This is a genomic window from Micromonospora sp. NPDC003816, assembly GCF_042874705.1.
Taxonomy (GTDB): domain Bacteria; phylum Actinomycetota; class Actinomycetes; order Mycobacteriales; family Micromonosporaceae; genus Micromonospora.
In genome coordinates this window covers 144,430-164,263 of the sequence record NZ_JBIANP010000004.1, presented here as the reverse complement: position 1 = coordinate 164,263, position 19,834 = coordinate 144,430, and the positions used below count along the sequence as shown (strand labels likewise).

Genomic DNA, 19,834 nt, shown 5'->3' with positions numbered 1-19,834 from the left:
CGCTACCAGGCGCGGGACGCGGTCAGCTCGGCGGTGAGGCGGGCACGGTGGGCAGCCATCGCCTCGCCGTAGACCGTCAGCAGGCTGGCGGCGGTGCGGTGCCAGGAGAAGTCGCGAGCGTGTCGAGCCGCCGCCACGGACAGCTCGGCCCGGCGGGCCCGGTCCGGCAGCAGGCGGCCGAGCGTACGCGCCCAGTCGACGGGGTCGTGCCCACGGACCAGTACGCCGCTGACCTGATCGCGTACGGCGGTCACCAGACCGCCCACGGCGGCGGCCACCACCGGCGTACCGCAGGCCTGGGCCTCCAGCGCGACCAGCCCGAAACTCTCGTTGTACGACGGCACCGCGACCAGATCGGCTGCCTGGTAGAGCAGGGGCAGGTCGGCGCCGGTGCGCGGCGGCAGGAAGTGCACCCGGTCGGTGACACCGAGCGTGGCGGCCAGTTCGATCAGCGCCGTGGGCCGGTCCAGTCCGCTGCCGCTGGGGCCGCCGCAGATCACCACCGCCACCTCCTGCGCCAGGACCGGGTCCCGGTCACGTAGCGCTGCGATCGCGCGGATCAGCACGTCCGGGGCCTTGAGTGGCTGGATCCGGCCGACGAAGGCGACCAGGTGGCCCTGGACGGGCAGGCCGAGCCGGGTACGGGCGGCGACGGTGGCGGCCTCCCGGTCGCCGGAGAGCGGCCGGAACCGGTCGAGGTCCACGCCGGGTTCGACGACCGCGACCCGGGTCGGGTCGGCGTCGTACCTGTCGATCAGATCCCGGGCCTCGACCTCGGTGTTGGCCACCAGCCGGTCGGACTCGGCGACCACCTGTTCCTCGCCGATCACCCGGGCCTTGGGTTCCGGCCGGTCCCCGGCGGCGAGCCGCGCGTTCTTCACCTTGGCCAGGGTGTGCGCGGTGTGCACCAGCGGTACGCCCCAGCGCTCCTTGGCCAGCCAGCCGACCTGGCCGGAGAGCCAGTAGTGGGAGTGGATCAGGTCGTAGTGGCCCGGTGGGCGGGCCGCCTCGGCACGCAGCACTCCGGCGGTGAAGGCGCAGAGCTGGCCGGGCAGTTCCTCCTTGGTCAGTCCTTCGAGCGGACCGGCCATCACGTGCCGTACCTGCACGCCCGGGGCGACTTCCACCACCGGGGGCAGGTCGCCGGAGGTGGCGCGGGTGAAGATCTCCACCGCCACGTCCGCCTCGGCGAGCCGCCGGGCGACCTCCAGGATGTAGACGTTCATACCGCCCGCGTCGCCGGTACCCGGCTGGTGCAGGGGTGAGGTGTGCACCGAGAGCGTCGCGATCCGCCGGGGGCGGGGCCACGGCAGGGCACCGCGCTGACGTCCTACACCGGTGTGCATTTCCGCCACGTCCGCTCCCTTTGCCACGGTTGATGCCGTCGCGCACGACCGGCGCTCCTGCGTCAACCTCCACGCCGGATGTCATCTTCCCGATCGGCGGCCGGAAATACGCCGTCCAGGTGCCCCGGCGTGACCGACCTCATCACCAGGGTGCCGCTTCCGGCGACCACAGGAGAGGCGAGAATGGCCGGATGAGTCGTGTCGCCGACGTCACCGGAGCCGCCAGCGGGGTCGGCGCGGCCACCGCCCGTCGACCGGCTCACGAGGGCCGCCACCTCCTCGTCGCACCGGCAGCGCGGCCCAGGGTCCACCGGGCGAGCTGAGCCGGTTCGCACGATGGCGACGCGGGCATCCCGGCCGCTCGGTGTGGTGACCCGGGGCACCACGAATCCCAACCGGCTGCGCCGGGTGGACAACTGGATGGTGGAGAACTGCGCGGACGCGCTGCGGGCCGCGCCGGACCCGCTGGTGGTCGACCTCGGGTACGGTGCCACGCCGGTGACGGCCGTGGAGCTGCGCGCCCGGCTGGCCGCGCGGGTCCGTACCGACGTGCGGGTGGTCGGGCTGGAGATCGATCCGGTACGCGTCGACGCCGCCCAGCCCGCCGCCGACCCGCCCGGACTCACCTTCGCCCGGGGCGGCTTCGAGCTGGCCGGGCTCCGGCCCACCGTGGTCCGCGCCTTCAACGTGCTGCGGCAGTACGACGAGAGCGAGGTGGCCGCCGCCTGGGCCACCGTGCTCGCCGGGCTGGCCCCGGGCGGCCTGCTGGTGGAGGGCACCTGCGACGAGCCGGGCCGACTCGGCAGCTGGATCCTGCTCGACTCCACCGGCCCTCGTACGCTGACCCTGGCCGCCCGGCCGACCACCCTGGAGAGTCCGGCCGAGTTGGCCGAACGGCTGCCCAAGGCGCTGATCCACCGGAACGTGCCGGGCGAGCCGATCCACGACCTGATCCGGGCTCTCGACGACGCCTGGCGGGCTGCCGCCGGCTACGCCCCCTTCGGCCCGCGCCAACGCTGGCTGCGCGCGGTCTCCACGGTCCGCACCCAGGGCTGGCCCGTGCTGCGCCGCCCCCGCGAGTGGCGTCAGGGCCAGCTGACGATCCCCTGGCCCGCCGTCGCCCCGCGAGGCCGCGGGCAGGGACGCGTGTAAGGAGGGGTCCCCTACTAACGCCTCGCGTATAGGAAGGGTCCCTTCCTTACATCTCGGCCGCACCCACCGACGACCACGCGGCGCGGCGGGCGGGTGTGGTGCGGGGTCAGATGGTGCAGTTGACGAGGACGGGTTCGGGGTGGAGCGTCACGGCGAAGCGGGCCTCGACCGTGTCGCGGATCTCGCGGGCCAGCGTGATCAGGGCGTCGGTGCTGGCGGTGCCGGACTGGTTGGTCAGCGCCAGGGTGTGCTTGCTGGAGATGGCGACGCCCTCGGGGCCGGGGTGGCCCTTGCCGAAGCCCGCCTTGTCGATCAGCCAGGCCGCACTGATCTTGACCCGGTCCCCGGCGCCCGGCCAGGCCGGTGGCTCACCGATGTCGGCGGCCCGCTGCCTCAGCAGTTCGTAGCCGGCGGTGTCCAGCACCGGGTTGGTGAAGAACGAGCCGACCGAGCGGGTGTCCGGGTCGGTCGGGTCCAGCACCATGCCCTTGCCGGCGCGCAGCCGCAGCACGGTGGCGCGTGCCTGGGCCGCCGGCACCCGGTCGCCGACCGAGACACCGAGCGTCCGGGCCAGTTCCGCGTAGCGCACCGGGCCGGACAGCGGCGAGCGGGTCAGTCGGAAGTCGACCGAGAGCACCACCAACCGCTCGCTGTACTTGAAGACGCTGGCCCGGTAGGCGAAGCCACAGTCCACCGTGGGGACCGTGGTCACCTCACCGGTGACCCGGTCGTGGACGCGTACGCCGACGATGGTGTCCGCGACCTCCTGCCCGTACGCCCCGACGTTCTGGATCGGGGTCGCTCCGGTCGAGCCGGGGATGCCGGAGAGGCACTCCAACCCGGACCAGCCGTTGGCCACGGTCGCGGCGACCAGGTCGTCCCACGGCTCGCCGGCCTCGACGCGTACGGTGACGTTCGCCTCGTCTTCGGCGAGCACGCGCAGTCCCCGGGACCGGACGAGGACCACGGTGCCGGGGAAGCCGGCATCGCCGACCACCACGTTGCTACCGCCCGCGAGCAGGAGAACGTCGTCCTGCGCCTCGCGTACCCGGGCGACGATCTCGTCCTCGGTGGTGGCGGTGACGATCCGGCGAGCCGGGCCACCCAAGCGTAATGTCGTGTATTGCGCCAGATCGCCGGTGCTGGCGGGTTCAGTGGCGACTGTCGGCTGGGCGTAGGCGTCGAACACGCCTTTCACCCTAGGCTGGTGGGTAGCCGCGGCACCCATTGGTGGCCGGGTCACCCCCGGGAGGATGGCGATGAGCAGATTGCAGGGCAGCAAGGACTTCTGGATCGGCGCGCTTCGGACGGAGGGGCCGGCGTTCGCCGCTGCGGTGGCCGAGGCCCCGCCTGAGACACCCGTGCTCTCCTGCCCCGGCTGGACGGTCGCCGACCTGGCCCTGCATCTCGCCGGCGTCTACCGCTGGGCGCACGCGATCGTGGGTTCGGGCGGGACGACCGCACCGGAGCGCCGGGCACAGCCGGTCGAGCCGGTGCCGGGTGTGACCGCGGCGGCGCAGTGGCAGCAGGCGTACGACGAGCTGATGACCCTCTTCGACGCCCTCGACCCCGAGGCTCCGGCGTGGAACTGGGCACCGCAGCCGAAGAAGGCGGGCTTCTGGCCGCGTCGGATGGCCCACGAGACCGCGGTGCACCGCTGGGACGCCCAGCTCGCCATCGCCGCCGGCGAACCGGTCGAGGCCAAGCTCGCGGCCGACGGGGTGAGTGAGGTGCTGGACACCTGGCTGCCGGCGGGTCGGCGGGCGGCGACCGGGGAGTGGCGCGGCGTGGTGCGGTTGAGCGCGATCGACGCCGCCCAGGAGTGGTATCTGCGGCTGCGCGGCGAGGGGGTGGCCCTGCTCGACACCGGCACCATCCTCGACCACGACGACCACCATGCCCGGGTACACGTCAACGCCACCGCGAGCGACCTGCTGCTGGCGCTCTGGGGACGGGTCAGCTTCGACACCCTGACCGTGGCGGGCGACCGCGCCCTGCTGGAGGGGATCCGCGCCGCCTGAGCCCCACCGCACCGACACGCCACGGGCGGCCCTTCCGATCGGGAGGGCCGCCCGTGGCCGATCTGTGACCTCACCGAGAGAGCGCTCTCTTGACATCGATCGAGGGCGGACCGCAAGCTTCGTGAGAGCGCTCTCTGGACTTAATCCACCACCACCCCGACCTGAGAGGGGTCACCAGACCATGGGCACCTTCCCGCGCCACCGCCTCGCTGCGGCCGCCCTGGCCGCCGTCGGCGCGTTGCTCGTCACCAGCGGCTGCGGTGGCGGCGACGACGCCGAGGACGGCACGACAACCCTCACCGTCGACGTCTTCGGACAGTTCGGCTACGAGGAGCTGTACAAGCAGTACATGGACGCCAACCCCGGCGTGAAGATCGTCGAGCGGGGCACCGGCGGCAACCTCGACGAGTACTCGCCGAAGCTGACCCAGTGGCTCGCGGCGGGCAAGGGCGCCGGTGACGTGGTCGCCATCGAAGAGGGTCTGATGGTCGAGTACAAGGCCAACCCGGACAACTTCGTCAACCTCCTCGACCACGGTGCCGCCGACCTCAAGGGCAACTTCCTGGAGTGGAAGTGGAACCAGGGGCTCACCGCCGACGGCCAGAAGCTGATCGGCCTCGGCACCGACGTCGGCGGCATGGCCATGTGCTACCGCACCGACCTGTTCGACAAGGCCGGGCTGCCGACCGACCGCGAAGAGGTCTCGAAGCTCTGGCCGACCTGGCAGGAGTACATCGCCACCGGTGAGAAGTTCAAGGCGGCGAACACCGGTGCCGCGTTCCTGGACGCGGCGACCAACACGTTCAACACGATCGTGCTCCAGACCGCCGGCAACGCGCAGGGCTACCACTACTACGACACCAGCGACAACCTCGTGGTGGACAGCAACCCGGCGGTGAAGCAGGCCTGGGACACCACCATGGCGATCATCAACGCCGGGCTGTCCGGCAAGTACGGCTCCTGGTCCGACGAGTGGGTCTCCGCCTTCAAGCAGTCCAAGTTCGCCACCATCGCCTGCCCCGCCTGGATGACCGGGGTGATCGAGGGCAACGCCGGGCCGGAGGCCAACGGCAAGTGGGACATCGCCCGGGTGCCCGGTGACGGCGGCAACTGGGGCGGCTCGCACCTCGCCGTGCCGCGCCAGAGCAAGAACCAGGAAGAGGCGATCAAGCTGGTCAAGTTCCTGACCAGCGCCGAGGGCCACATCGGCGCCTTCAAGGCCAAGGGCCCGCTGCCGTCGTCGCCGCAGGCGCTGGAGGACTCGGCCATCACCGAGGCCACCAACGCGTACTTCTCCGGCGCGCCGGTCGGCCGGATCTTCGGCGAGGGCGCCAAGACCCTCAAGCCGGTCTACATGGGCCCGAAGAACCAGGCCGTACGCACCGAGGTCGAGAACGCCGTGCGCACCGTCGAGCTGGGACAGCGCAACCCCGAGCAGGGGTGGCAGGACGCGATCGCCAACGCCAAGAAGGCCGCCGCCAAGTAGCCGGCCCGACGGTCCCCACCCCGTCGCCGATCCACCGGACCCGACGCGTCCACGTCGACGCGACGGCGAACCTGGATCGGCGCGGGGCGGGGGCGTGGAAAGGAGTCACGGGTCATGGCGTTGCAGCTCGACGCGCACCCGCCGGCCACCCCGGCACCGCGGAAAACCCGCCCGCCCCGGTCCGGCCGGCTGAGCCGGATCGACGCGAAGTACTCGCCCTACCTCTACATCGCCCCGTTCTTCGTGATCTTCGCGATCTTCGGGGCGTGGCCCCTGGCGTACACCTTCTGGGTCTCGCTGCACGACTGGGACCTGCTCGGCACCGATCCCACCTTCATCGGCGCGGACAACTACACCCAGCTGCTGGTCGACAGCGACTTCTGGCACTCGGTGGTGAACACGCTCGGCATCTTCGTGATCAGCACCGTGCCGCAGCTGCTCCTGGCGCTCTGGCTGGCCAACCTGCTCAACCGGCACCTGCGCTTCCGGACCGGGTGGCGGATGGCGGTGCTGGTCCCCAACGTCACCTCCACGGCCGCCGTGGCGATCGTCTTCGGGGTGCTGTTCGGTCGCGAGTTCGGCATGGTCAACTGGATGCTCGACCTGGTGGGCCTCGACCCGATCGGGTGGAAGTCCGACCGGTTCGCCTCCTGGGTGGCCATCTCCGCCATGGTCGACTGGCGCTGGACCGGCTACAACGCGCTGATCTTCCTGGCCGCCATGCAGGCCATCCCCCGCGACCTGTACGAGGCGGCGGCGATCGACGGCGCGAACCGGGCCCGCCAGTTCTGGGCCGTCACCGTGCCGCTGCTCAAGCCCACGATCATCTTCTGCGTCATCATCTCCACCATCGGCGGGCTCCAACTCTTCACCGAGCCACGGCTGTTCCACTCCGGCACCAACGCGATCCGGGGCGGCCCGATGCGCGAGTCGCAGACGCTGACCATGTACATGTTCGAGAACGCGTTCGCGCCCTACTACAACTTCGGCTACGGCTCGGCGGTGGCGTGGCTGCTTTTCGCCCTGATCGCCATCGTCGCCGCGATCAACGTACTGATCATCCGCCGGCTCGGGGCCGGTGCCCGCCCGAAAATCGGCGGGCGGAAGGGAGGCCCGCGATGAGCGAGCGCAGCGAGCGAATCATTCGGTGCAGCGCGTTGGGGCCTCGTCGCGACGCCGAGCGAAGCGAGGTGGCGCGATGAGCGAGCGCAGCGAGCGAATCATTCGGTGCAGCGCGTCGGTAGCTCGTCGCGACGCCGAGCGAAGCGAGGTGGCGCGATGAGCCGGCTCTGGCGGGCCAGCCCGCTCACGTACTGCGCGCTGATCGCCGCCACCGTGATGTCGCTCTTCCCGATCTACTGGATGTTCGTGGTCGCCAGCCGCAGCAGCGACGCGATGGGGCAGTTGCCGCCACCGATGACGCCCGGCGGCAACCTCGGCGCCAACATCGCCCGGCTCTTCGACAACACCGACGCCTACTTCCTGACCGGTCTGATCAACTCGGCGATCGTGGCGACCACGGTCACCGTCTCGGTGGTGTTCTTCTGCAGCCTGGCCGGGTTCGCCTTCGCCAAGCTGCGGTTCCGGGGCCGCAACGCGATGCTGATGGTCATCATCGCCACCATGATGGTGCCCACCCAGCTCGGCGTCATTCCGCTGTACATCCTGATGACGAAGCTGAACCTGAACGACCGGCTGCCCGCCGTGATCCTGCCCGCCCTGGTCACCGGTTTCGGCGTGTTCATGATGCGTCAGTACGCCGGTCAGGCGGTCAGCACCGAGCTGATCGAGGCGGCCCGGGTGGACGGATGCGGCACCGCCCGGATCTACTGGAACGTGGTGGTACCGGCACTGCGGCCGGCCGCCGCCGTGCTCGGCCTGCTCACCTTCATGACCACGTGGAACGATTTCCTCTGGCCGTACGCGGTGCTCAACGACCCGGAGAATCCCACCGTGCAGTTGTCGCTGCGGGCCCTGTCCGACGGCTACTACCAGGACATGTCCCAGGTGTTCACCGGTACGGCCATCGCCACGCTGCCGTTGCTGCTGGTGTTCGTCCTGTTCGGCCGCCAGATCATCGGCGGGATCATGGAAGGTGCGGTGAAGGCGTGAGCGAGCGTCAGCGAGCGAGCCATCAACACAGGGTGGCTCAGGCAGGCACGCAGCGAAGCGGAGTGCCGGCATGAGCCAGCGTCAGCGAGCGAACCATCAACACAGGGCCGTGCCTCGTGGCGGCACGCAGCGAAGCGGAGTGCCGGCATGAGCGAGTTGAGTTTTCCGGACAATTTCCTGTGGGGTGCGGCCACGGCGGCGTACCAGATCGAGGGGGCGGCCCGCGACGACGGGCGCGGCGACTCGATCTGGGACACGTTCAGCCGTACGCCGGGCAAGGTCCACGCCGGGCACACCGGTGACGTCGCCTGCGACCACTACCACCGGTACGCCGACGACGTGGCGATGATGGCCGAGCTGGGCCTCCAGGCGTACCGCTTCTCGGTGTCCTGGCCCCGCATCCAGCCCGACGGCAGCGGGCCGGTCAACCCGCGCGGCCTGGACTTCTACGACCGGCTGACCGATGCGCTGCTCGGTCGGGGCATCGACCCGATCGTCACCCTGTACCACTGGGACCTGCCGCAGACGTTGCAGGACCGGGGCGGCTGGACGGACCGGGACACCGCCGAGCACTTCGCCACCTACGCCAGTGCCGTGCACACCCGGCTCGGCGACCGGATCGACACCTGGACGACGCTCAACGAGCCGTGGTGCTCCGCCTACCTCGGGTACGGCAACGGGGTGCACGCGCCCGGGGTGCAGGACGCCGGGGCGGCCTTCTCCGCCGTACACCATCTGCTGCTCGCGCACGGCCTGGCCGCCCAGGCGCTGCGGACCGGCGGGGCGGCCCGGGTCGGCATCACGCTCAACCCCGCCGACGTGCAGCCCGCCGACGCGGACAGCGCGGCCGACGCCGCCGCCGTACGCCTGGTCGACGGCCTGCACAACCGGATCTTCCTCGATCCACTGCTGGTCGGCGGGTACCCGGACGACGTCCGTGAGCACGTGGCACGGCTGGTCGAGCCGACCTTCGTCCGGGACGGCGACGAGAAGATCATCGCGGCGCCGATCGACCTGCTCGGCATCAACTACTACTCGCCCACGTACGTGGCGGGCCGTCCGGACGGCGGCGGGGGCGGCGGCGCGTACCCGGGCACCGAGGGCGCGGTGGAGTTCCTACCGGCGGTCGGTCCGCTGACCGACATGGGGTGGATGATCGAGCCCGCCGGGTTGACCCGGCTGCTGACGCGGATCGCCGCCGACTACCCCGGTGTGCCGTTGCTGATCACCGAGAACGGTGCGGCTTTTCCGGACAAGAACGCCGACCCGACGAGCCCGCTCCAGGACTCCGACCGCGTCGCCTATCTCGACGGCCACCTGCGTGCCGCGCACGAGGCCATCGCCCGGGGCGTCGACCTGCGGGGCTATCTCGTATGGTCATTGCTGGACAACTTCGAGTGGGCCGAGGGGTACCGGAAGCGGTTCGGCATCGTGCACGTCGACTACCTCACCCAGCGGCGTACACCGAAGGCGAGTGCCCGGTGGTACCAGGAGGTGATCTCCCGGAACGGGCTGTGACGAGATGGTGGTTTCTCCTATGACGGGGGCGCAGCGGCCCACTCTGGAAGCGGTGGCACGACGGGCCGGGGTGTCCCGGGCCACCGTCTCCCGGGTGGTCAACGGCTCGACCACGGTCGCCGAGCCGATCCAGGAGGCGGTCCGCCAGGCGGTGGCCGAGTTGGGGTACGTGCCGAACCTGGCCGCCCGCACCCTCGTCACCCAACGCACCGACTCGATCGCCCTGGTCATGCCGGAGGAGGCCACCCGGGTCTTCTCCGACGACCAGGTGTTCCCCGGCATCATCCGGGGCGCCGCGCAGGAGTTGGAGGCCGCCGACAAGCAGCTCGTGCTGATGCTGGCCGGCTCACCGGCCGGTCACGAGCGGGTGGAGCGGTACACCACCGGTCGGCACGTCGACGGGGTGCTGTTCGCCTCCCTGCACGGTGCCGACCCGCTCCCGGCCAAGCTGGCCGCGCTCGGCATCCCGGTGGTGTGCAGCGGCCGGCCCCTCGACGGGGCGGACATCCCGTACGTCGACGTCGACCAGGTGGCCGGCGTGACCCGCGCGGTACGGCACCTGATCGACGGGGGCCGCCGCCGGATCGCCACCATCGCCGGCCCACAGGACATGGTCGCCGGGATCGAGCGGTTGACCGGATACCGGGAGACCGTGGCCGCCGCCGGACTGACGGAGATGGTGGCCGTCGGTGACTTCACCCGCGAGTCCGGGGCGGCGGCGATGCGGCAACTGCTCGACGCCCACCCCGACCTGGACGCCGTCTTCGCCGCGTCGGACCTGATGGCACACGCCGCCATGCGCACGCTCCGCGAGACGGGACGGCGGGTGCCGGACGACGTGGCGGTGATCGGCTTCGACGACATCGAGACCGCCGCCTACACCGATCCGCCGCTGACCACCGTGCGGCAGCCGATAGTCGAGCTGGGCCGGCAGGGCACCCGCCTGCTGCTGCGCCTGGCCGCCGGGGAGGACGTCGAGCCGGCGCTGATCCTCCCCACCGAGCTGATCATCCGCGAGTCCGCCTGACGGCTTCGTGCTTCGCGCTCTTGGTGCAAGGAAGGGCACCTTATTAACGCCTCGTGTATAGAAAGGGTCCCTTCCTAACATCGAAACCAGGTGGCAAGCGGCTCGCCGGACTGGTTAGCCTGCCGCGCATGTCCAGTTCCATCCGATTGCTGCCCGTACCCGCTCTCAGCGCCGCCCCCTACGCCTACCTGACCACCGTGGAACCCTCCACCCGGCTGGTCTACACCGCAGGAGCCTGCCCGCTGGACGCCGACGGGAACACCGTCGCCCCCGGTGACTACGCAGCCCAGGCCCGGCAGGTCATGGCCAACCTGGAGACCGCCCTGCGCGCCGCCGGTGCCACCCTCGCCGACGTGGTCAAGAGCACCGTCTACGTGGCGTCGTCCCAGCAGGCCGACCTGGTCGCGACGTGGGAGGTGGTACGCGACGCCTTCGGCGACCACGACGCACCGAGCACGCTGCTCGGCGTGGCGGTGCTCGGCTACGACGACCAGCTCGTCGAGGTCGAGGCGATCGCCGCCGTGCCGGCCGGCTGACCTCGCAGCCGGCAGACGTCGTAGCCGGTGACCGTCTCCGGCCTACGCCCAGGAACCGGTTCGTGCGCTGCTCCGCCGCACCCGGCTGGCGCCCACCCTGAACGCCGCCTGTTGCCGCACCCCGGCTCTCCCCGGGTATGCGAAGGCGGGGCGACCACGAAGGTGGGGAGATTTATTGTCGTTCCAGCGACAACAGATCTACCCACCTCGGGGTTCAATCGATTCGTGCGGATGCCCCGAGACGACGCCGACCCGTTGCAGTGGCTGCTGTTCGAGCAGTCGGGGATCCTCACCTGGGCGCAGGCCACGGCCGCGCTGAGCCCAGCCAAGGTGCGCCACCTGCTGGCGTCCGGGCGATGGGGTCGGGTGTGCCGGGGCATCCTGCGGGCGGAGCCGCCCGGTGGGCCGTACCCGGTGACGCAGGCATGGTGGGTGGCGGTGCTCGCGGCCGGGGAGGGCGCGATCCTCGCCGGGTTGGCAGCAGCGACAGCCGGCGGGCTGCGCGGCACCTATCGCTACGACATCGTCGACGTGCTGATCCCGCACGATCGGCAGCGCGCCGACCTGCTGCGCCGGCTTCCGCTGGGCCTGCCTGCGGTCCGGGTACGCCGGGCTCGACACCTGCCCGACACCGACCGCCAGCGGGGCCGCCCCGACCGTACGTCGATGGCACGATCCCTGGTCGACGCGGCGCAGTGGGTGCGTACCGACGACGAGGCGCAACTGATCCTCGCGGCCGGCTGCCAACAGCGGCGGGTGACCCCGGCGGAGATCGGGGCGGTGTTGGACCGGATGCCCCAGGCCCGCCGGGGCGCGCTGATCCGGGAGACGCTGCACGACATCGCGGGCGGCGCGGAGGCGCTCTCCGAGATCGACCTGACCCGGCTGTGCCGTCGCCACGGGCTGCCGCCGCCGCAGGGACAACATCGGCGGCGGGACACCGACGGGCGGGTGCGCTATCTGGACGCCTACTGGCCGCGCTGGCGGCTGCATGTGGAGATCGACGGCGGGCACCACATGGACGTCCGACACTGGGCTGCTGACCTGCGCCGACAGAACCGGATCTGGATCGAGGGCGACCGCATCCTCCGCTTCACCGCCTTCGACGTCCGACACCGCCCGGCCGAGGTGGTGGCCCAGCTCCGCGCGGCCCTGGAGGCCGCCGGCTGGCAGGGCTGAGGGTGTGGGTACGGCCGAAGTCCGATCGGCGAAGCCTGAGCTGTTAGGAAGGGTCCCTTCCTAACACCTCAAAAGACCAGGGGTCGGTGCGGACAGGGCGGTCGGGGTCGTCAGATCGCACCCAGCTCTCTGGGTCCACCGATTGGCAAGGCCCCACGTCGCGGCACCGCCCAGCCGCAACCCGGCGAACCGCCCGTCGACGTGACCCGACGTCGCGGCCACAGCACGGTCGCGCCGCGCTGCCCAGCGCCGCCCGCACACCCGCAGACCGCCGGATGGCAAGGCCCACGTCGCGGGCACCGCCCGGCCACAGCCCCACGTCGCGGCACCGCTCGGCCGCAGCCCCACGTCGCGGGCACCGCCCGGCCGCAGCCCGACGGGCCGCCCGACATCGAGGCTGACGGGTGAGGTGGGGAGAGTTGTTGTCGCTGGAACGACAACAACTCTCCCCACCTCCCGCGATAACCCGAGGCGGAGCCGGCGGTGGACCCGCTAGCCTCCGCCGGATGCCTGAAGCACCGTTCCTCATCCGCCCGGCCCGCCCCGACGACGCCCCGGCGGTGGTCGCGCTGCGGAGACTCGTGTTCCCCTTCCTGCTGCGGGGCGTCGCGTCCACCCGGCAACTGATCGCCACACCGCCCCCGGGTCTGCACTGGACCGGCTTCGTGGCCGAGGTCGACGGGCAGATCGTGGGCTGGGTGTGCGCGTCCCGCAACGAGCACACGGCCGAGGCGGTCGGCGAGGTGTCGCTGCTGCACGTACACCCTGACCAGAGGCGGCGCGGGATCGGCAGTGCGCTGCTGGCCGAGGCGGAGAGGCACCTCGCCCCGCTCGGTCTGACCCGGTTGCACGGGCGTGCGCTGCCGGAGGCGCTGCCGTTCGCCCGCCGGCACCATTTCACGCCGAGCCGCCAGGAGCACTTCTCGGCCCTGGACCTGCACACGTTGCCGCCCTTGCCGACGCCTCCCGACGGCGTCCGGCTGGTCCCGCTGGCGGACGTCGACCCGCGCCACGTGCACCGGGTGGACGTGCTGGCCAGTGCCGACGAGCCGGGCGACGTCGTGTCCGGCGCGATCGGCTACGCCGACTGGCTCGCCACGACCTGGGACAACGTCGGCCTGGACCGGGAGGCCAGCGCCGGGGCCGAGGTCGACGGCGAGCTGGCCGCGATCAGCCTGGTGAAGCGGGACGGTACGCGGATGTGGTCGGATTACACCGGCACGGTGCCGCAGCACCGGGGACGTGGACTGGCCCGGCTGGTCAAGCTGGCTGCGCTGCACCGCGCGGCGCAGGACGGGGTCACCACCGCGTACACCGGGAACGATGCGGCGAACGCGCCGATGTTGGCGGTCAACACCCGGCTCGGTTATCGGCAGGTCGCCACCCAGTGGTCCTGCGTACGGGAGCTGTGAACAGTGGCCGAGCCGGATGCGGGGCGGACGGCTCCGACGCAAATCGGTGGAAGCGTCGGGGACAGCACGCCTACGCTGGCCGGATTCCAGCGGATGTTCCGAGTGAGGTGCATTGATGACGGTCCGAGCAGCGGCGACCGGCTCCGGTCGACCGCCCTTTCCAGACGCCCTGACCTCATCGAACGCGAGGAGCACCTCCCGTGGACCTGCCACGTATCTTCACCATTCGCGAGAGTAACCATCGCATTCACAACCCGTTCACTCCCGGCAAGCTAGCCGCCCTGGGGCAGGCGCTGCGCCTCGCCCCCGGCACCCGCGTGCTCGACCTCGCCAGCGGTTCGGGCGAGATGCTGTGCACCTGGGCCCGCGACCATCGGATCACCGGGACCGGGGTGGACATCAGCACGGTATTCACCAGGCAGGCCCGTGCCCGCGCCACTGAACTCGGCGTCGCCGACCGGGTCTCCTTCGTGCACGACGACGCCTCCGGGTACGTCGCGGACGAGCCGGTCGACCTGGTGGCCTGCGTCGGCGCCACGTGGATCGGTGGCGGCGTCACCGGCACCGTCGAGTTGCTGGGCAACAGTCTCCGCCCCGGCGGTCTGATGCTCGTCGGCGAGCCGTACTGGCGTCGGGAGGTGCCGGACCAGGAGACCGCCAGAGCGTGTCTGGCGCAGGACGTGGAGGACTTCCTGCTGCTGCCGGAGCTGGTCCAACGGTTCGGCGACCTCGGGTACGACGTCGTGGAGATGGTGCTCGCCGACCAGGACAGCTGGGACCGTTACCAGGCGGCACAGTGGCTCAACCTTCGCCGCTGGCTCGACGACAACCCCGATGACGAGCTGACCGCGACGGTGCGGGCGGAGCTCACCACCGAGCCTGTCCGCTACACGCGGTACCAGCGTGAGTACCTGGGCTGGGGGGTCTTCGCACTGATGGCCCGCTGAGGCGGGTCCGCAACGGTCGAGAAGGGGCGGGGCGGCATGGCCGTCCCGCCCCTGCCGGCAGGCGTCAGCCGGTCGCCTGGACGCGCTCGGCGACAGCCAACGTGTCCGCACCGAACAGCACCAGTCGGGCCTCGGTGATCGTCGTCGGGCTGGCCGCGCGCAGCACCGAGAGTGCCTGGCGGACCGCGTCGTCGACCGGCCAGCCGTAGATCCCGGCGGAGATCAGCGGGAAGGCGACGGTGGTCGCGCCCAGGTCGTCGGCGACCGCCAGGCTGTTGGCGTAGCAGGCGCGCAGCAGCGGCGAGCGGTCCTCGGTGTCCGTCCACACCGGGCCGACGGTGTGCACCACCCAGCGGGCCGGCAGGTCACCGGCGGTGGTGGCCACGGCCTGCCCGGTCGGCAGGCCCCGGCCGTACCGGGACGCGCGCAACGCACGGCACTCGGCGAGGATGGCCGGTCCGCCCCGGCGGTGGATGGCGCCGTCGACTCCCCCGCCGCCGAGCAGCGACGAGTTGGCGGCGTTGACGATCGCGTCCGCCCGCTCGGCGGTGATGTCCCCCTCGACCAGCGTGACGTCCACCGTCACGCCTCCGTGATGGGTTGGCCGAGCGAGCGGCGGGCCAGCAGGGCCGCACCGGCGACCGCCGCCGGCATCAGCAGGACGGCACCGAGCGGGATCAGGAAGCAGACGAAGACGGCCACGCCGAAGCCGAGCGCGGTGGGGCGGTCCGCCTTCAGCACGGCCCGACGGTCCCGCAGCCCCTTGCCCCGACGATAGAAGGGCGCGCCGACCAGCTCCACGGCGAGCAGCCAGCCGCCGACCGCCGCGCCGACCACAGGTACGACGGTCTGGCCGAGCAGCGGGATGAACCCGGCGGCGAACAGCGGGATGCCGACCAGGACGGCCAGCGCCACCAGCCGGAGCGAGTCGGCGACGCTGCGCCGCAGCGACGACCAGAACGGCACCTCGACCGCGTCGGGGGTGCCGCCGTACCGCTGCTCCACCCGCTCGGAGATCTTCTCGTAGAACGGGTCGCCGATGACCAGCGTGACCGCCGTGAAGGTGAGCACCGTGAGCAGGCCGCCGAGGCCGAGGATCGCCAGGCCGGCGATCACCCGGACCGCGTTGCGTCCGGTCGTCGCCCAGTCGTCGGCGAACGGCGTCACGAATCGGGCCAGGTCGCCGACGAAGTACACCAGCGTGGCGTACACGGCGAGGAAGATCGTCCCGGAGATCAGCGCGGGCACGATGCCGAGCAGCATCAGGCCGGGGCTGCGGACGTACAGGGCGAGACCGCGCAGCAGCAGCGTGGCGCCGCCGACGAACCGGCGGGCGCTGCCCACGGCGGCGCCGGGGATCGCGGATGCGTTCACGTCGCAGAGCCTAGTCACCGCCGCCACATCAACCAGTTGACGGATCGCCGGGATCAACCGGGGCCGTCGCCGAGCATCGCCCGTTGGTCGATCCGCCGCCGGGCCGCCGCCACGACGCTTGAGGGGTACGCGAACACGGCGGCGGGAGGCGGCATGTCGGTCATCGAGGTGACCAGTCTGCACAAGCGGTACGGCGAGACGGTGGCGGTGGCGGACGTCTCCTTCACCGTGGCGGCCGGGGAGATCTTCGGCGTACTCGGGCCGAACGGCGCCGGCAAGAGCACCACGGTGGAGTGCGTCGCCGGGCTGCGCGTCCCTGACGGGGGCGGGGTGTCGGTCCTCGGGCTCGACCCCCGCCGGGACGGGGCCCGGCTGCGCCAGCAGGTCGGGGTGCAACTCCAGGAGAGCCAACTGCCGGACCGGTTGCGGGTCACGGAGGCGCTGGAGTTGTACGCGGCGTTCTACCGCGAGCCGGACGACCCGGCCCGGCTGATCGACGAACTCGGCCTCGGCGAGAAGCGGCACACCCCGTACGCGAAGCTCTCCGGCGGGCAGAAGCAGCGGCTGTCGATCGCGCTGGCCCTGGTCGGCAGGCCCCGGATCGCCATCCTCGACGAGCTGACCACCGGCCTGGACCCGCAGGCGCGGCGGGACACCTGGGGCCTGATCGAGCGGGTACGCGACCGGGGCGTGACGATCGTGCTGGTCACCCACTTCATGGCGGAGGCCGAACGGCTCTGCGACCGGGTGGCGGTGATCGACCGGGGCCGGGTGGCGGCGCTGGACACGCCGGCCGGGCTGGTCGCGACGGTGGCACCGGAGCAGCGGGTACGGTTCCGGCCCTCGGCGCCGCTGGACGACCGGCTGCTCACCGACCTCCCGCAGGTCAGCGCCGTGACGCGGACCGGCACGCAGGTGGTGGTCAGCGGCACCGGCGACCTGCTGCACGCGGTCACCTCGATACTCGCCCGCCACCGGATCACCGCCGCCGACCTGCGGCTGGAGCAGGCGACGCTCGACGACGCGTTCGTCGAGCTGACCGGGCACCGGCTCACCGACTGAAGGGACGACCATGCATGCCTTCGGCCAGATCCTCAGGACCGAGACCAGGCTCTATCTGCGGGACCTCCCGACTCTCCTGCTCACCGTCCTGCTGCCCACCGGGATCCTGACGGTGCTCGGGCTGGTTCCGTCGTTCCGCGAACCGGACCCGAACCTCGGTGGGCAGTCCTTCCTCACGTACTTCACTCCGTCGCTGCTGGTCGCCTCGGTGGCGATGGTCGGGGTGAACGTACTCCCGTCGGTGCTGGCCACCTATCGCGAGCGCGGCATCCTGCGGCGGTTGGCGACCACCCCGGCCAGCCCGGCGGCGCTGCTGGTCGCCCAGCTCGTCCTCGCCCTCGCCGGGATCCTGACCAGCGCGGTGCTGCTCGCCCTGGTCGCCCGGTTCGCGTTCGGTTCACCGTTGCCGCAGCATCCGGTGGGGTTCGCCGCCGCCCTGGTCCTGGGTACGGCGGCCCTGCTGGCGTTGGGCCTGGTGATCGCGGCGGTGGCCGGCTCCGGCCGGTCGGCGCAGGCGATGTCGGTGCCGCTGTTCATGGTGGTGATGTTCTTCGGCGGGGTCTACCTGCCCCGCTTCCTGCTGCCCGACGTGCTGGCCGACCTCGGTGCCTATCTGCCGCCCGGCGTGCAGGCCCTGCTGGACGCCTGGACCGGCACCGCACCGGACCCGCTGCACCTGGGGATAATGGCGACGATCGCCCTGACGGCCGGCACCGTCGCGGCGAAACTGTTCCGCTGGCAGTGAGCGGGGGCCGGATGACCAGCAGCAGCGAGACCGGGCATCGGCCGGAGGTCTGGCAGGAGCGGCTCTACCGGATGCTGCCCTTCGGCGGGCTCGCCGTGGGCACCCTGCTGACCGTTCTCGCACCGACCCCGCACAGTCTCCCGCTCACGATCATCCTGCCCGTCGTCACAGCCGCCGCCTGCTGGATCGCCTGGTTCGTCACCCTGCACCCGCACTGGTACGAGCGACGCGGCCCGATGACCTTCTTCTACGTGGGGCTGCTGGGGTTCGCCACCACGCTGGTGATCGCCAGCCCGTGGTACGGCTTCTTCGCCTGGGTCGGCTTCGTGTACGCGTTCGTCCTGCCGGGCCGCTGGCCGATGGCCGGGGTGGTCGTCACCGCCGCGCTGCTCGGCACGTCGCAGAGCGGTGGGCTGCCGGTGCTCGCCTCGCACTGGTTGGTCTGGCTGGTGATGGTGCTGTTCAACCTGGTGGTCGCCGGGGGCGTGAGCTGGTTCGCCTTCGTGGCCGAACGGGAGGGCGAGAAGCGCAAGCGGCTGGTGGCGGAGCTGACCTCGGCCAACGAACGGCTCGCCGAGACCGTACGGGAGAACGAGGGGCTGCACGCGCAGCTCGTCACGCAGGCGCGGGAGGCCGGTGTGCGGGACGAACGCCAGCGGATGGCCCGGGAGATCCACGACACCCTGGCCCAGGGGCTGACCGGCATCATCACCCAGTTGGAGGCGGCCGAGCAGTCCCGGGACCGCTCCACCGACTGGCAGCGGCACGTGGACAACGCGCTGGACCTGGCACGGGAGAGTCTGACCGAGGCGCGCCGGTCGGTGCGGGCGGTGCGTCCGGAGCCGCTGGAGACCGCCCGGCTGCCCGACGTGCTCGCCGAGCTGGGTGGGCGCTGGTCGGCCCGGCACGGGGTGGCGGCCAGCGTCAGCACCACCGGTACGCCCCGCCCGCTGCATCCGGAGATCGAGGTGACGCTGCTCCGGGCCGCCCAGGAGGCGCTGGCGAACGTGGCCCGACACGCCGCCGCGTCCCGGGTCGGGCTCACCCTGTCGTACATGTCGGACGTGGTGACGTTGGACGTCCGCGACGACGGGTCGGGGTTCGACGTCGACGGTGGCGCCGTACCGGACCGGGACGGCGGCTACGGCCTGACCGCGATGCGGCAACGGGTGACGCGGGTCGGCGGGCGGCTCGCCGTCGAGTCCGAACCGGGTACCGGCACCGCTGTCTCCGCGTCCGTGCCGGCTCTGCCCGGAGCCGCCGCATGACCGGCCCGGTACGCCTGCTCATCGTCGACGACCACCCGGTGGTGCGGGACGGGCTGCGGGGCATGTTCACCGGCGACCCCGGCTTCGAGGTGCTCGGCGAGGCGGCGGACGGCGCCGAGGCGCTCACCCTGGCCGAGGCGCTGCGGCCGGACGTGGTGCTGATGGACCTGCGGATGCCGGGCATGGACGGGGTGACCGCGATCAGGCGGCTGGCCGCCTCCGGACGACCGGCGAAGGTGCTGGTGCTGACCACCTACGACACCGACGCCGACGTGCTGCCGGCGATCGAGGCGGGTGCCACCGGCTACCTGCTCAAGGACGCACCCCGGGAGGAACTGGTCCGGGCGGTACGCGCCGCCGCCCGGGGCGAGTCGGTGCTCTCCCCCAGCGTCGCCGGGCGGTTGATGGGGCGGCTGCGGTCGCCGCGTACGCCGGCCGAGGAGCCGCTGAGCCAGCGGGAACTCGACGTACTCACGCTGGTGGCCCGAGGTTCGTCGAACCGCGAGGCCGCCGCCCGGCTGTTCATCAGCGAGGCCACCGTCAAGACGCACCTGCTGCACGTGTACGCCAAGCTCGGCGTCAACGACCGGGCGGCGGCGGTGGCCGCCGCGTACGACCGGGGCCTGCTCACCCCCGGCGGGCGGTGACC

19 protein-coding genes are annotated in these 19,834 nt (G+C 71.8%); 15 read left to right on the top strand and 4 right to left on the bottom strand.

Annotated elements, in window-relative coordinates:
- Window positions 1–2: 2 nt before the first annotated feature.
- Entirely contained in the window at window positions 3–1,355 is a 1,353-nt protein-coding gene (gene mshA, locus ACFYTT_RS16410; protein ID WP_387260011.1) for a D-inositol-3-phosphate glycosyltransferase, read from the bottom strand.
- Window positions 1,356–1,682: 327 nt separating this feature from the next.
- On the opposite strand from mshA, the gene ACFYTT_RS16405 reads away from it, so the two are divergent.
- Window positions 1,683–2,498: a class I SAM-dependent methyltransferase gene (locus ACFYTT_RS16405; RefSeq protein WP_176095333.1), complete on the top strand. Its 816-nt coding sequence runs from the start codon at window positions 1,683–1,685 to the stop codon at window positions 2,496–2,498.
- A gap of 106 nt (window positions 2,499–2,604) precedes the next feature.
- Here the strand turns inward: ACFYTT_RS16405 and ACFYTT_RS16400 are convergent, their stop codons facing one another.
- Window positions 2,605–3,687, bottom strand: coding sequence for a UDP-N-acetylmuramate dehydrogenase (locus ACFYTT_RS16400; protein ID WP_255446595.1), 1,083 nt, complete (start codon window positions 3,685–3,687; stop codon window positions 2,605–2,607).
- Window positions 3,688–3,757: 70 nt separating this feature from the next.
- Here ACFYTT_RS16400 and ACFYTT_RS16395 point away from each other — a divergent pair, with 70 nt between their 5' ends.
- The 10 genes from ACFYTT_RS16395 to ACFYTT_RS16350 all read left to right on the top strand — a co-directional run bounded on the left by ACFYTT_RS16395 (window position 3,758) and on the right by ACFYTT_RS16350 (window position 14,736).
- Window positions 3,758–4,519: a maleylpyruvate isomerase family mycothiol-dependent enzyme gene (locus ACFYTT_RS16395; RefSeq protein WP_387260007.1), complete on the top strand. Its 762-nt coding sequence runs from the start codon at window positions 3,758–3,760 to the stop codon at window positions 4,517–4,519.
- A gap of 181 nt (window positions 4,520–4,700) precedes the next feature.
- Window positions 4,701–6,005: an ABC transporter substrate-binding protein gene (locus ACFYTT_RS16390; protein ID WP_387260004.1), complete on the top strand. Its 1,305-nt coding sequence runs from the start codon at window positions 4,701–4,703 to the stop codon at window positions 6,003–6,005.
- Between the two features lie 114 nt (window positions 6,006–6,119).
- Window positions 6,120–7,127 (top strand): carbohydrate ABC transporter permease, encoded by a 1,008-nt coding sequence (locus ACFYTT_RS16385; RefSeq protein ID WP_387260002.1) that lies wholly within the window; start codon window positions 6,120–6,122, stop codon window positions 7,125–7,127.
- Between the two features lie 156 nt (window positions 7,128–7,283).
- On the top strand, window positions 7,284–8,117 hold the full coding sequence (locus tag ACFYTT_RS16380) for a carbohydrate ABC transporter permease (RefSeq protein ID WP_131051540.1): 834 nt from the start codon (window positions 7,284–7,286) through the stop codon (window positions 8,115–8,117).
- Between the two features lie 147 nt (window positions 8,118–8,264).
- Complete coding sequence (locus ACFYTT_RS16375; protein ID WP_131051539.1) at window positions 8,265–9,635, top strand: GH1 family beta-glucosidase; 1,371 nt, start codon at window positions 8,265–8,267, stop codon at window positions 9,633–9,635.
- A gap of 19 nt (window positions 9,636–9,654) precedes the next feature.
- The gene (locus tag ACFYTT_RS16370; RefSeq protein ID WP_131051538.1) at window positions 9,655–10,662 is read left to right on the top strand and encodes a LacI family DNA-binding transcriptional regulator; all 1,008 of its coding nucleotides are present in this window, start codon (window positions 9,655–9,657) and stop codon (window positions 10,660–10,662) included.
- Between the two features lie 128 nt (window positions 10,663–10,790).
- Window positions 10,791–11,198, top strand: coding sequence for a RidA family protein (locus tag ACFYTT_RS16365; protein WP_176095334.1), 408 nt, complete (start codon window positions 10,791–10,793; stop codon window positions 11,196–11,198).
- A gap of 231 nt (window positions 11,199–11,429) precedes the next feature.
- Window positions 11,430–12,377 (top strand): endonuclease domain-containing protein, encoded by a 948-nt coding sequence (locus ACFYTT_RS16360; RefSeq protein WP_387260448.1) that lies wholly within the window; start codon window positions 11,430–11,432, stop codon window positions 12,375–12,377.
- A gap of 506 nt (window positions 12,378–12,883) precedes the next feature.
- Window positions 12,884–13,789 (top strand): GNAT family N-acetyltransferase, encoded by a 906-nt coding sequence (locus tag ACFYTT_RS16355; protein ID WP_387259997.1) that lies wholly within the window; start codon window positions 12,884–12,886, stop codon window positions 13,787–13,789.
- A gap of 200 nt (window positions 13,790–13,989) precedes the next feature.
- Window positions 13,990–14,736, top strand: coding sequence for a cyclopropane-fatty-acyl-phospholipid synthase family protein (locus ACFYTT_RS16350; protein WP_176095336.1), 747 nt, complete (start codon window positions 13,990–13,992; stop codon window positions 14,734–14,736).
- 64 nt (window positions 14,737–14,800) lie between these two features.
- Here ACFYTT_RS16350 and ACFYTT_RS16345 read toward each other — a convergent pair whose 3' ends face one another.
- On the bottom strand, window positions 14,801–15,316 hold the full coding sequence (locus tag ACFYTT_RS16345; protein ID WP_387260445.1) for an O-acetyl-ADP-ribose deacetylase: 516 nt from the start codon (window positions 15,314–15,316) through the stop codon (window positions 14,801–14,803).
- Between the two features lie 2 nt (window positions 15,317–15,318).
- Window positions 15,319–16,110, bottom strand: coding sequence for an EI24 domain-containing protein (locus tag ACFYTT_RS16340; protein ID WP_176095337.1), 792 nt, complete (start codon window positions 16,108–16,110; stop codon window positions 15,319–15,321).
- Window positions 16,111–16,263: 153 nt separating this feature from the next.
- Between ACFYTT_RS16340 and ACFYTT_RS16335 the strand changes: the two genes are divergently transcribed.
- Genes ACFYTT_RS16335 through ACFYTT_RS16320 form a run of 4 tightly spaced genes read left to right on the top strand, consistent with a single transcriptional unit; the run spans window position 16,264 to window position 19,832 of the window.
- Window positions 16,264–17,172 carry an ABC transporter ATP-binding protein gene (locus tag ACFYTT_RS16335; protein WP_176095338.1) on the top strand — a complete coding sequence of 303 codons (909 nt, stop codon included), beginning with the start codon at window positions 16,264–16,266 and terminating at the stop codon, window positions 17,170–17,172.
- A gap of 10 nt (window positions 17,173–17,182) precedes the next feature.
- On the top strand, window positions 17,183–17,917 hold the full coding sequence (locus ACFYTT_RS16330) for an ABC transporter permease (protein ID WP_176095339.1): 735 nt from the start codon (window positions 17,183–17,185) through the stop codon (window positions 17,915–17,917).
- Between the two features lie 11 nt (window positions 17,918–17,928).
- On the top strand, window positions 17,929–19,185 hold the full coding sequence (locus ACFYTT_RS16325) for a sensor histidine kinase (protein WP_387259993.1): 1,257 nt from the start codon (window positions 17,929–17,931) through the stop codon (window positions 19,183–19,185).
- Entirely contained in the window at window positions 19,182–19,832 is a 651-nt protein-coding gene (locus ACFYTT_RS16320; protein ID WP_387259990.1) for a response regulator, read from the top strand. The genes ACFYTT_RS16325 and ACFYTT_RS16320 overlap by 4 nt, the downstream gene beginning before the upstream one ends.
- Window positions 19,833–19,834 lie beyond the last annotated feature (2 nt).